We start from the raw sequence: 11,421 nt of genomic DNA on the forward strand, positions 1-11,421 counted from the left end.
AGACACTTTATGCGACATGGATATTTCACCCGTCCGCAGGTTAATGCTGAACGGTCGCAGTGGGCCAATATCGCCGTCTTCACCCTGGTTTTCCTGGGTGGGAATGAGATGCAGGCTCTCTTCCGAACGACGAAAAATCAGGCCAAAAGCATCGTTGAAAATCCTCAGCGCATTAACACCACGGATTTTCAGCTCCCCGGTCATCAAATCACCAGATTTTTTTACATATCGCAGATCAAAATCTGAATAGATATTTCCAGGATTTATAACACTGAAATAGCTTTTCTCGCTATCAAGAAGGCAAATCAAAGGAATACCCTTAATGATATCATTCGCTACCAGCTCGGACTTGTTCCCCTTATAAAGTGGAAACGTACCAAGAACCTTTCCGCCCAGTGTTAATTGAAGTGTCGCGGCATTGGTATTGTTCTGAACGGGGAAAACGATAATCGGGGTTCGTAGCGTCCAGTCTGTACCTCCATTAACAAAAAACGTCGCGGGAAGCTCCAGAGTCAGCGCGTTTGCAGTGCCGCCAGCAACTCCCGCAATATAATGACCACTCTGAAGCTGCGCTATCTGTACGAAATGGTTTTCCGAACCACGCGTGGCAAAGTTAGCCACAACGTCATTAAGGGACCAACCTTTCGCGGTTGTTCCTTCCTGCCCACGAATGACTTTCAACACATCACCGCTTACCGATACCAGGTGACAAATCTCAAATGCAGACTCTTTATTATCGGTAAGCGTAATTTTTGCATAGACACGTTGCCCGTTCGATTTATTTTCAAAATCGGCAGAAAGCAATTTTGCAAATTTGGCCCCTGTACCGGGCATTACCGGAATATCAGTCTGAATCGTGGTGATATCACCAGCCAGTGCTGAAACAACGTTATTGCCAAATCCAAGAATCATTTTTGAATCACCGTTGTTGCATAGGAATAAATAAAAGGGAGTTTTACATATTTCTGGTCAATGGCATCTTTCAGAAAATAGCCTATACCATCGCCATACTCTGGTATCTGAATAGAAAAAACGCTGTCCGATACTGTCACACTCACATCAAAAGTGTGCTGCAACGGCGGGTCTATTCCGTTTTTTCCATGAATGAACCGCGCCACACGTCGCTTTAACCAGTCAATGCAGAAATGCGAACCGTCAGCCTTATAAAAATTCCACGTTAATATTCGTTTGAAATAATCATCAGGTACATACGATGCCTGCCCCGGAACATAATTCCGCATTGCTGCATACGGGATCGTATTGTATTCAATGGTATCGTATGCGCCTCGTGCAATAGCCTCCTCGGAAACCTGTAGTAAAGGCCTTTCAACGCCATAAATCCCGAGTGCAATCCAGTCCAGCAATTGCCCGGTTATTGATTCCGATGTCCAGCATGACAATGCCAGATTGTTGAGTGAATCGAGGTATTCCTGAGCAATTTCATTGTATGCATCAAAGAACGCAACAACATTCGGATCATCTCTGTACTGCACAAATGGATAAGCAGGGAGAATTTTCTCAATCAGATATTGCATACTTGTTGACCTGAACCTGTGATGCCACCGTTGAAAAATAGGAATATGTATCGCCATAAACCAGGCTTGTGTCTTTTGCCGGAGGAACAATATGGCCGTTAATGCCAATGCTCACACTGATTGTTGAGATCAATGTTGCATCAACCAGCAATCTGACGGAGCTGGTAAAAATATCCTGGATTCGCAGCAAATTTATCGGGTGACCGACTTCAATAGAATTGATGTAATCAGCAACGTTTTGTTGCACTGCCATAGCAATACCCGCCGGATCAACATAATCATCGGACACCGTGTTCCAGGTGATTAGCACCATGACGTTTTGTGATGACGGGATAACGAACGCTACCTGATAAACGTCCGGCGAAACGGTTATTGAAACCGTGCGTTTTTCCACTGCCGCACCGGATGGATTGCTAACATCGTTGGTCAGTTTCGAAATGTCCGGTACAGATTTGTAAATCGCATAAGCCACATCATACGGATCGCCGCCACCAACAACCGCAACCCATTTCCCCAGCGACGACTGCCGGAAAGAAATCAGGTTTTCTCGCACACCGCTTACTGATTTGAGCATCGCTTTAAAGCAATCCGGTGTTCCCTGCACACCAAACATGCCGGACTCCATGACTTCGGCGCGGTAAGATGCCCACGTCTGCTCCTCCTGACCTGGCATCCCTGCGGTTAGGTTGGTGCATTTTACAGGCTGGTCTTTGGGTACTGATGTAATGACCTGCGTCACGGTCCCTTCCGGTACAGCCCATGAGCCTGACGTTGTGGCCACACAGTAAACTGGCTCAGTCTGCCCACTTTCCGGCACCACCGTATCGCGAGAAACTGCATACTGGTAGTTACCGTCACCAACCACAAACCCTTTAGGGATACCAAACCCCGGCAACGCCTCAAACACCACGTATACCGCCGTATTTGTACTTAATCCCTTCTGTGCTCCATAAATGTTTCCGAGTTGCATCAGTAACGGAATATTCGCGCCGTATGGGCTTACGGAGTTAATAAGGTCCACCCGTGCCTGGTCTATTAATGCCAGCGCCCCGACTGCCGTGCTGGCAAGGTCCGTAATAAGCCCCGCCGGAAGGTTGGCTGTATATCCAGGTACTTTTTCAGCAACTCTGGTGATAAGATTCGCAAGCAAATCATTGGGTGGCGTAGGCTGCGCACCCGCACTGGTCATAGTAATTGGTATTTCTGACATAGTTAATCTCAAGGGTAATTTATGAAGAAATTAATTTCATTGCTAATTGCATCCACTCTTTCATTTTCAGTATGCGCTCAAGAAGAAGACAATTATCATACCCGTCTAATAAGAGCTGCCTGCAACGATGCTATGCATAAATTACAGCTTCAATATGGCCGGCGTTTTATATGCCATACTGATAATTTTACTGCCGGAAATATGAATGCCGCATACTTATCTGATTCTGTTTATGGGAAATCGGGAATAATGTTAATGAAATTCGGTAATGTTTATTATGATAATCCCAGCCATCCAACCCATGACACATTACATTATTCCTACAATATACAAGACATGAATACGGCCATTTCTCTAATTGTCAATGGGGGGCGGTTTAAACGATCAGCAAATAAATTATCAAATTTGTAAAAAAGCCATTGCAGATACCAAGGAAAAAATAAAGAAAAACAATAAAGATTATCTAGACAAAAAGATAGATCATAAAGCTTATGAGATAATGAATTCAGTTTTCAATGACTCGATAAAAAATTTTGAAAAATGTGTGGCTGAAAATAAGTAGTTGTTGGACTTTACAACCGCGCCCAATTGAGTATGATTGGGCGAATGAGGCGTCGAAACCTCTTTCACGCGGCCTAGACCAACCCCGTCAGTGTTGGATTTTTTATGCCTACAATTCAGTGATGGCACAATGTGCGGTCACATCCCCGATCAATGTCGGGAGGGCGACGAATACAACACCCGAAAGGGAAATAAGTCCGCGGTTTCGTGAAGCCGTTTCGAACCTCCTGGCACCACAATTTCGAAAAAATTTCACGAGGTTTCTATGACCAGCCAATTAATTCCCGTATTCAACGGCATTGTTTCAAACGAAACTACCCTTCTCTGCAACGCTCGCGATCTGCACACCTTTCTCGAAGTAGGTAAACGCTTTGCTACTTGGATCACCGAGCGAATCGGCGAGTATGAATTCATAGAAAATCAGGACTACATAGCTATTTCCCAAAAACGGGAAATAGGTCACGGACGAGGGAAAAAGGACTACCACCTCACCCTGGACACCGCCAAAGAACTGGCTATGGTCGAACGCAACGAAAAAGGCCGCCAGATCCGCCGATACTTCATCGAGTGCGAGAAGAAGCTGCGCGAGGATATCACCAGCACACAATCCCCTCTGAATGTTGACATCATCATGCGCGTCAGAAACGGCTCAGTTACCCACATTGAGCACCACAAATCAGGCTCAGTTATCACCACAGAATGGGCAATTCACTTACTACGCAAAAGTGGATGGATTGTCATGCCACGCGATGAACTTCTTAACACGCCACTGGCCCAACTGATGCCCGAAAGCTTGCCTCAAACCGGAACCTGCGTCCGGTAACTGGTCCCATTAAAAAACACAACATCGATGTTATAGGTGGGGTTCTCTGCCCCATCTACCTTTGAAATTGCCAATGATGCAAAATACCCGGCAAACTGTTGCTGAATCATGTTCACATAGTAGTCCGGGTAAATCTGCTGCACGATGCACTGCTGCGCAGGAATACCGTAATTCGCGTAAAACGGCGACTCCCCCAACCCCAGCTTTAACGTCTGAATGAGCGTCGTCAGCCAGCCGTAGGAGAAATCACCGTTGGCGTCAGATTCTACAGCAACCCATTTTTTGTTGCCGTTCGCGTCGGTGACGCGGCCCCATGTTCTCATGCCTTTAATGCTCCAGAAAAAGACTGGGGGGGCAAACGCCCCCCCACAATCTCAGTGTGTTATCGCTTTCCCGAAGCCAGGAAAAGCAATTTGCCCCCGCTGCTCAAGTCGCTCAATCCGGGCCAGCAATTGTGGCTTTTTCACCCTTCCCCATCGATTAAGCAAACGACCTGACATACTCGCTACATCTTTCTCCTTCATATACTCCAGCATGACGGCGTTGCGCTCCTCTTCAAACTGACGGCGGCCAACCTGAAGCATTTCGTACATCCAGTTAAAGGCGTTTATGTATGCAACTTTTATTCTCATGGCCTCTTTCTTTGTGTAAGACATAACCAGAAGCATCAGTCCATCCTTCCGAAGCCTGTAGAATTTTTGTGGCTTACCATTCTGCAATTCATTGTTTTTAAAGCAAACCTCAAAATTGAGTTTTGTATCAAACTCTTCAGGGCAGGCCGCTATAGTTCGTTCAATATCACGGACAACGTTGTCGTGTCGCTTCGCAAACGCCTTTGCAACCATAAACGAATCAGTCACCGGCTCATGCTCCGCAACAAACACCAGGTCACGAAAATCAATACCATTAACTAAAGTTGGATAGTTCATTTGGATCACTCCTATTAGAAAGCTGAGCCAGTTCCGCAGAAAAGCCGCCCTTCGAGATGATCCGTTATCAACGGCAGTTCTCAGGCTCAGCTTTCTGATAGGCTCGAAGTTAAACGTGCGCGCGGAATGCGCATTCAGAAGACAGCCCCGCGTTTACGGAACCATTAGAAAGAAAGTCACTTGTCGGTTTTCACCAGGGAATAAAAAAATCCAGGTGTATTGAAAACGCCGAGATCAGAAGGGACTCATCGTGTCCTCACCACCAGCGGATCTGCCCAACAAAATATCCAGACGCCAGAATCAGAAAGACCAGCCAAATAAGCAAAAACTTCCAGGTGGATAATTTTTCAGCCATAACTCGAATCTCCCGAATCAGTTTGCTAAAATCGAACACAGGTTCTCTCCTTGCTCCCTTCAAGGTGTGGAAACAGAAAACCCCGGCTGCTGGAACAGACCGGGGTTTTTGCTTTATGGCTAGAGTTTGAAGTGAACCGGTATTAACCCGGATTTGGTTTCTTCGACGTGATCGTGCTGTTGCCGCTTTGAACGCCAGTCACATCGTGGCTGTGACCGCTGGCGCTCACGCCGTTGATAACTGCATCCTTCTCGACTTTGAGAGGGCCAATCAGCGAAGCGGTTGTATCCTTCATCTGGGCTTTGTCCTGGACGATCGGTCCGTTGAGGTGAATTTTCCCGTTAAGGAAAATATCTTCGGCCTCGAGGTAAACAGCTTTCGACTTTTGCCTGATTTCTTCCGGTGCCACCGTTACCGAGCTACTACCGTCCTCTGTTTTGAGGATCGCGCCATCCGGACCGTACAAAACGATTTTTTGCGGATCTTCGTCGGACCAGTCCTTGTTTGCCAGTGGCACGAAAAACAGTGGAGTGAGCGACATCGAGTAAGAGAGCGTCGCCATACCGGTTCCCAATCCGGACACACCGCGCAGGGATACATCAGCGGCAATTGTTACTCCTCGATCGCCCGGCTGTATCGGGTAACGAATATACGGGAATGTGGCGACAGGGATTGTTATCTGCGGAAAGTTGATCCCCTCCGGCAGCATATCAAACTGAACTGTCACTATCTGCCCGCTGACACCGACAACATGGCAGGGCAATTCACGGCCTTTAAGCTCGGCTTGCTGGTTGCCAGAACTGGTCATCATCTCCGACAGCGTTCGGAGAAACGGTAATTTTTGAGCGTTTGACATTACACACTCGCCCAGTTCTCAGCATATGCCTCAAATACCGTCACCCAGGCATCGCCATCAGCTGTCAGATACGAACCAATGTGTCTGACCGATTTCACAAGAAATTTCCCGGTGAACGTGGTCGAATTTTTTGCGATAACGCTGGGTGCCGTTGTATTAGCCATCACAATCGACGCTGCGCCTGAATATAGCCCCTCCGGGAGTTCGATCACATCGCCGCATCGTATATCTCCCCGCAACGGGCATTTAAAACTGACGGTAAAAGGGGCTATCCAGGTAGGCTGACCGACAAGTTCATAAAGCTCAATTTTCTTCGGTTTTCCCCAGTCAGCTGATGCGTTGTCGTAAACCCGTACCCTGTCGGAAAGAATGCTAATACCAACACCACAGTATTTTTCGCTGCGAATCATGGCAATCGAAGCACTACGAAGGACCATCGCTAACGAGCCAATATCTTCGTAGGTTCCCTTCCACGGCTCAGGCAAAACGAGACTGTCACTGACGGTACAATCGATCAATTTATTCGGAAATGCCTTTTTTAAAGCACGGGATATAACATCTCCCAGTTTCTCACCTGTTCTACCATCAAATTCTAAGATGAAAGGTTTTCCATCATCGGTTTTACGTATGGTGGGGTTTATTACCAGATTTAATGTCTGGTTTGTGCCTATCCAGTTTGCGTAGGCAAAATAAATTTCGCCATAAATTACTTCCCCCTGTTGCAGTGGATTTGCCAAAGGTAATCCCTTAACAAATCCGGCCTTCATACGAACTAAACATCCCTGCAAATTCACGCTTTGCTCCAGCATGTCGATTGGCAGTCCGTAGATCGTCAACATCGTTCCCGCTCTGACTATATCCAGAGCGGTTACTTCAAAGTCAAATTCGACATGCAACCCACATCCTGGTGTTTCACTGGTATCAAAAGGTCCAATGGGCTTTCCATTCCGACATACAGGTGGCTTTCCAGTTTTAGGGTTAATAATTTCTAATCGATAATAACGCATTACGAAACCTCAAACTGATTAGTACTTTCGCGAAAAATGAGCTTTCCCGGAGCAAATGGAAGCGCCAGATTGATGTCGTAACCATCAGGGGAAGCAATTAGGGGGGTGTACACAATCACGTCGCCAGAACTGTCTTTCAGTTCCAGGTAGTAACGATTTGCATACAGATTAAACGGAACGCGGGCGAATGTTTCATATTCTCCGATTCTGGCCGTGAACTGAAACGGACCTCGCCCGTCCGGTTTGAAAGGAATTAACGTTGTCATAAGCCAATACCAAACTCCTGCGCAACCTGGTTCCGAATACCTGACCACGATAGCGGCCCGTCTGACGGCATCCCTTTATCAAATTTATCTAAAACGCTCGCTAGCGTTTTTACCGTTTGTTCGACAGACGACAATGGTTGCTCAAACTCAATCTGCCAGGTGTGCTGAACCTGCTTGTTCTGCTCAGAGAAACCGGATGTATCGATAAACGACCGCATCAGGCAGCGCGTGTAGATAAACGAGGGAGTCAGAACGGTGTAACAACCGCCATACTGGTTATGCATATCAAGCGCCATTTTCAGAGCCGTGAACGTCATTCCCTTCGTGGTGTAGCCACCGTCCTCCGTTGATGCCGGACGGATCATCTGCATGACTACCCGATTGGGCTTCCTGACGGTCGCATTCGCTGCCGTTACCTGGTTATAGAAATTCAGGTTACAAAGATCCTGCTGGACTAACGTTGTCCCCGCCATCGGGGTAAACGCCGCCATCGAGCGTGTGCGTATCTCGCCATGCAGCAGACCGTTCGTGATGCTTAGCCCTTCAGTCAAAACAGCAATCGGCATCACCCCACCTGGAATTTTCGACGCTATGCCGTCAACCAAAAGAATGGGCGAGACTTCAAACGCCAGTTTGAAAGCCTGTCCAAAGTAATTAAGTGACATGGTTTACCCCGGAATTTGTTGCATCCCAGCCAGTTGAGCCGAAATATCCGAACCTGGTTTTTGAAGAACTTCAAGCTGAATAAGGGCTCTCCCGCCTGGATTACTGGCAAGTACCTGCTGGGCATTTAGTAATTTACCTTCAAGCATCGGCCTCTGCTCTCTCATGGCTGGTATCTGTGCCATGAGCTTAAGGAGATAATCCACCGTTTCACTTTTGAGCCTCAGGTTATTATCTTTCCCTACAGCAACATTGCCCCCATTATACTGGGCCAGAACTTTTGCTATATCACCACCATAACGCTTCATGCTATCAGTAAGATATCTGGCAGCGGCATGTGTTGACTTAACTGGGTCAAAAACGTCATTTCCCTCTAACCCATAAGCTTTTGCTGTTTCTGGAATAAATTGAAATAAACCTTTCGCACCAGCTTTGCTTATTGCATTTGGATTCCATCCTGATTCTTTTTCAGCAATTGCCGCCATCATATTCTCAGGCAATAATGATTCCCGGTTTATCTTTCTTACGTAATCCTGCAACCCGTTTACTGTCGCCACTCCCGGAATATCCATAGCAATTTCAGGCGTTCCCTGAACGGTATTTTTACGCCCAAGATCGGTATCAATACCTATCCAGCGAAGCGCATCACCAACATTTCTCTTGGTGTAGTCCCATGATGAATTTGCCGAAGCGATGATATTTTCGTGATCCTTATACGCATAAGCACCATAAGCCATTGCCGCAGAGATCAACGGATGCCTCATCATCGCAGTTACAACCGCACTCGCCACTCCAGTGAAAGCCCCGCTTCCTCCGGCAATAACCGCAGCCCCAAAAAGCCAGGGATGCTCAGCCGCAAAACCTACAAATCCGCCAAGAGCCTTAGTGACCTTTGCAACATTTCCGGCAAAATTATTCAGGTCGTTATTAAAATCTGGGCCATTTACGTACTTACCAAGTTTATCCAGACCTGTTTCTACATCCGTCAGAATCCTTTTAAAGTTCTCACCATTCATGAAATTCAGGGCAGCATTCGTGGCACCATTAGACATTCTGATTAAGGGATATGCATTCCCGGCCAGCGCTCCCTGAAATCCGCTGGTAAGCCGGTCCCAGTTATTTTCTAAGTTACTGGTAAGATTCTGATACTGACTTGTATGTCCAGATGTGAGCAACGAGTCATTCTGAGAAGCCCGCAATAAAAACTCTTTGTTGAGTTCAGGTATTTTGTCCTGATATTTGACTAACTGGTTAGCAAAGCCAAAGTTAACCCAACCCAGCCCCATCCCGTTTAACATCCCTTGAGTTAATCCTGTTCCCTCATACTCCTTTGCAAGAGCAGCGACTCTTTCTAACAACACAGGGAGATTTTCTGCTGCCCCTTTTTTAGGATTTATCCCTAACCCAATTAGCCCGTTGTAGGCAGGATGCTGAGTGTCATTTTGCGCGGCTGCCAGTGTATTGAGTAAATTACCAACACCGGAAAAATAAGGCGAATAAGTGCTTTCTGCCGCCTTTAACTCTCCTGGTGTTGCCGTCAATTCATCCGCATTTCTCTGTTTCTCTACAACACTACGGGACATCATGCCAAAGCCGAACGGCCCGGCAACGCCCATAACCGCAAGTTTTGTCCCCCACGATACGGTGGTTTTAAACAGGTTGTTTAATCTCGAAGTGGTCGTCTGTAGCGTAGAATTGATCTGCTTGTAAGTTTTCAGCGTCTGTTTGGCGTTTTTCCCCAGCCCGCTGAGGTACTTATCAAACATCGTTTCGCCGCGACCTTTATAGTTGCTCACCAGCGAATCCGCTGTTTTTCCGCTGCCGACAAAGCGCCCTTTTTCATCCCTTAAACGTCCATCACTGGACGCAGCCGGAACTGGTGCAGGTGAAGATGGTTTCCTGGGAGCCTGATTGGCTTCTCCGCCTGTGGTTGTCTGCCAGGCGCCACCTCCCTGACCTGTATTTGAAGGTATTTTAAGCGGCGTCCCGGCAGGACCAATCATCAGTCCGTTGCGATACTTTTCAAATATCGCCTCAAGCCGCCTGAGGTGTTCTTCATTAACATCCAGCGTCAGAACTGGCATCTGGTTACCAGCCATCACAATACTCCTGCGGGATTTTTGAGTTTGAGCAGCTCACGAAACTGAGCTGCTGTTTTTACATTCAGACCGGAATCTGCACAGATGTCTCTGAATCCGGCTCCGGCTGAGTAGTCGAGGATGTCGCTGATGACGTGTTCGCCGTCGCGCCAGAACTGGCGGCTGATTTCAATGTCAGCAATGAAGCAATCCATTCCGTAAGATTCAATGACGAGCATTGAGTGCTCCATATTCCATTGACCACATCCATAGTCCCCTTCGCCTGCTCCGGTGAATTTATCGACGAGACGCATGTAAAAAAAATGAGCTCACCCGCTACTTCGTCCAAATCAATGATTTCACGCTCCAGCGCCATATCAAGAGGGATTGTGTCGTAGCCTTTTCCCTCTACTGGGTAAACAAGGTTTGCCAGGCGAATGACCTCATTAACCAGTGTATTACGGACCCCTTTATCACCTTCCCAGGCATTAGAATCACGCGAGATCCGCTCCAGCATCAAAAAAGCGATACGTGGCCCCGCAACGACGCCAAGACCTTCTGAAAAAATGGCAGAAAAAGTTTTACTCAGAATGAAGAAATGCTCTTTAAACACCTCTTTGCTGATCGGCGTGGCATGGATCCAGCCATTACCCTTTTCTGTCCGGACAGGAATAATCAGATTCAGATTTCGGGAGATTTTCATACCAGATCCCACATTTCAGAGTTGATGTAATACGTACCGGTAATGGTGATGGCCACACCCGGCTCGCCCCCGGCGAAGGTCATATCCTGCACGTTGGTGATCGCCGTGTTATAGATATCGAAGTCACCGAATACCGTGCTGTCGCTATACACTTTTGCGTCGCCGATCGTGGCATTCTTTTCCCATTGCGCCTTGAATTGTTTTCCCAGCGCCTGGCTACGCAACAGATGAACACGCGCCTGTAAAATCATGTATGGCTGCGGCGACTGCACGGCTCCCGTCATAGCGGGTAAAAACTCCGTGATATTGCCCTGAAAGGACAATTCGACGCCTTCTTTTGCCAGAAATGAGGCGGACACATTCAGTTCGGAATGAGAGGTGAATTTAACGCTGGCGCGAACCCGGTTAAGGGTGCCAACGGGGATCATTGGATTA

Annotated in this window: 14 protein-coding genes; 2 read left to right on the forward strand and 12 right to left on the reverse strand. The window is 47.3% G+C overall.

Annotation, left to right across the window (positions count from 1 at the left end):
- The 3 genes from FQ015_RS10450 to FQ015_RS10460 form a co-directional block, all read right to left on the reverse strand.
- A partial coding sequence (locus FQ015_RS10450) for a phage tail protein (protein WP_160524017.1) occupies positions 1 to 912 on the reverse strand: 912 nt, incomplete at its 3' end.
- Positions 909 to 1,535 carry a hypothetical protein gene (locus FQ015_RS10455; RefSeq protein WP_160524018.1) on the reverse strand — a complete coding sequence of 209 codons (627 nt, stop codon included), beginning with the start codon at positions 1,533 to 1,535 and terminating at the stop codon, positions 909 to 911. The genes FQ015_RS10450 and FQ015_RS10455, both read right to left, overlap by 4 nt.
- Positions 1,519 to 2,745, reverse strand: coding sequence for a baseplate J/gp47 family protein (locus FQ015_RS10460; protein ID WP_160524019.1), 1,227 nt, complete (start codon positions 2,743 to 2,745; stop codon positions 1,519 to 1,521). The genes FQ015_RS10455 and FQ015_RS10460 overlap by 17 nt, the downstream gene beginning before the upstream one ends.
- 21 nt (positions 2,746 to 2,766) lie before the next feature.
- On the opposite strand from FQ015_RS10460, the gene FQ015_RS24175 reads away from it, so the two are divergent.
- Positions 2,767 to 3,156, forward strand: a complete 390-nt coding sequence (locus FQ015_RS24175) for a hypothetical protein (protein ID WP_237427025.1) — start codon at positions 2,767 to 2,769, stop codon at positions 3,154 to 3,156.
- A 415-nt stretch (positions 3,157 to 3,571) separates the two neighbouring features.
- Complete coding sequence (locus FQ015_RS10470) at positions 3,572 to 4,129, forward strand: antA/AntB antirepressor family protein (RefSeq protein ID WP_160524020.1); 558 nt, start codon at positions 3,572 to 3,574, stop codon at positions 4,127 to 4,129.
- Here the strand turns inward: FQ015_RS10470 and FQ015_RS10475 are convergent.
- From FQ015_RS10475 to FQ015_RS10515, 9 genes are all read right to left on the reverse strand, one after another.
- Positions 4,105 to 4,452, reverse strand: coding sequence for a hypothetical protein (locus FQ015_RS10475; RefSeq protein ID WP_160524021.1), 348 nt, complete (start codon positions 4,450 to 4,452; stop codon positions 4,105 to 4,107). The two genes, FQ015_RS10470 and FQ015_RS10475, sit on opposite strands and share 25 nt — an antisense overlap.
- 51 nt (positions 4,453 to 4,503) lie before the next feature.
- Positions 4,504 to 5,058 (reverse strand): Rha family transcriptional regulator, encoded by a 555-nt coding sequence (locus tag FQ015_RS10480; protein WP_160524022.1) that lies wholly within the window; start codon positions 5,056 to 5,058, stop codon positions 4,504 to 4,506.
- 497 nt (positions 5,059 to 5,555) lie between these two features.
- The gene (locus tag FQ015_RS10485; protein ID WP_160524023.1) at positions 5,556 to 6,269 is read right to left on the reverse strand and encodes a phage baseplate protein; all 714 of its coding nucleotides are present in this window, start codon (positions 6,267 to 6,269) and stop codon (positions 5,556 to 5,558) included.
- The gene (locus FQ015_RS10490) at positions 6,269 to 7,276 is read right to left on the reverse strand and encodes a hypothetical protein (RefSeq protein ID WP_024212671.1); all 1,008 of its coding nucleotides are present in this window, start codon (positions 7,274 to 7,276) and stop codon (positions 6,269 to 6,271) included. Before FQ015_RS10490 ends, FQ015_RS10485 begins: the two co-directional genes overlap by 1 nt.
- A complete protein-coding gene (locus tag FQ015_RS10495) occupies positions 7,276 to 7,542 on the reverse strand; it encodes a hypothetical protein (protein ID WP_000209264.1) in 267 nt (88 codons plus the stop codon). The genes FQ015_RS10490 and FQ015_RS10495 overlap by 1 nt, the downstream gene beginning before the upstream one ends.
- Positions 7,539 to 8,207, reverse strand: coding sequence for a hypothetical protein (locus FQ015_RS10500; RefSeq protein ID WP_000056326.1), 669 nt, complete (start codon positions 8,205 to 8,207; stop codon positions 7,539 to 7,541). The genes FQ015_RS10495 and FQ015_RS10500 overlap by 4 nt, the downstream gene beginning before the upstream one ends.
- A gap of 3 nt (positions 8,208 to 8,210) precedes the next feature.
- Positions 8,211 to 10,304 (reverse strand): transglycosylase SLT domain-containing protein, encoded by a 2,094-nt coding sequence (locus FQ015_RS10505; RefSeq protein WP_160524024.1) that lies wholly within the window; start codon positions 10,302 to 10,304, stop codon positions 8,211 to 8,213.
- A 64-nt stretch (positions 10,305 to 10,368) separates the two neighbouring features.
- Complete coding sequence (locus FQ015_RS10510) at positions 10,369 to 10,986, reverse strand: hypothetical protein (protein WP_137659416.1); 618 nt, start codon at positions 10,984 to 10,986, stop codon at positions 10,369 to 10,371.
- Positions 10,983 to 11,414 carry a hypothetical protein gene (locus tag FQ015_RS10515; RefSeq protein WP_000613368.1) on the reverse strand — a complete coding sequence of 144 codons (432 nt, stop codon included), beginning with the start codon at positions 11,412 to 11,414 and terminating at the stop codon, positions 10,983 to 10,985. The genes FQ015_RS10510 and FQ015_RS10515 overlap by 4 nt, the downstream gene beginning before the upstream one ends.
- Positions 11,415 to 11,421 lie beyond the last annotated feature (7 nt).

The sequence above is a fragment of the Escherichia sp. HH26CH genome (assembly GCF_009820205.1).
Lineage (GTDB): Bacteria > Pseudomonadota > Gammaproteobacteria > Enterobacterales > Enterobacteriaceae > Escherichia > Escherichia coli_F.

Bases quoted from the DNA above. Each gene is read 5' to 3' on its own strand.
- FQ015_RS10490 (WP_024212671.1), bottom strand. From the start codon at position 7,276: ATGCGTTATTATCGATTAGAAATTATTAACCCTAAAACTGGAAAGCCA.
- FQ015_RS10505 (WP_160524024.1), bottom strand. From the start codon at position 10,304: ATGGCTGGTAACCAGATGCCAGTTCTGACGCTGGATGTTAATGAAGAA.
- FQ015_RS10455 (WP_160524018.1), bottom strand. From the start codon at position 1,535: ATGCAATATCTGATTGAGAAAATTCTCCCTGCTTATCCATTTGTGCAG.
- FQ015_RS10500 (WP_000056326.1), bottom strand. From the start codon at position 8,207: ATGTCACTTAATTACTTTGGACAGGCTTTCAAACTGGCGTTTGAAGTC.
- FQ015_RS24175 (WP_237427025.1), top strand. From the start codon at position 2,767: ATGAAGAAATTAATTTCATTGCTAATTGCATCCACTCTTTCATTTTCA.
- FQ015_RS10515 (WP_000613368.1), bottom strand. From the start codon at position 11,414: ATGATCCCCGTTGGCACCCTTAACCGGGTTCGCGCCAGCGTTAAATTC.
- FQ015_RS10475 (WP_160524021.1), bottom strand. From the start codon at position 4,452: ATGAGAACATGGGGCCGCGTCACCGACGCGAACGGCAACAAAAAATGG.
- FQ015_RS10460 (WP_160524019.1), bottom strand. From the start codon at position 2,745: ATGTCAGAAATACCAATTACTATGACCAGTGCGGGTGCGCAGCCTACG.
- FQ015_RS10510 (WP_137659416.1), bottom strand. From the start codon at position 10,986: ATGAAAATCTCCCGAAATCTGAATCTGATTATTCCTGTCCGGACAGAA.
- FQ015_RS10470 (WP_160524020.1), top strand. From the start codon at position 3,572: ATGACCAGCCAATTAATTCCCGTATTCAACGGCATTGTTTCAAACGAA.
- FQ015_RS10485 (WP_160524023.1), bottom strand. From the start codon at position 6,269: ATGTCAAACGCTCAAAAATTACCGTTTCTCCGAACGCTGTCGGAGATG.
- FQ015_RS10480 (WP_160524022.1), bottom strand. From the start codon at position 5,058: ATGAACTATCCAACTTTAGTTAATGGTATTGATTTTCGTGACCTGGTG.
- FQ015_RS10495 (WP_000209264.1), bottom strand. From the start codon at position 7,542: ATGACAACGTTAATTCCTTTCAAACCGGACGGGCGAGGTCCGTTTCAG.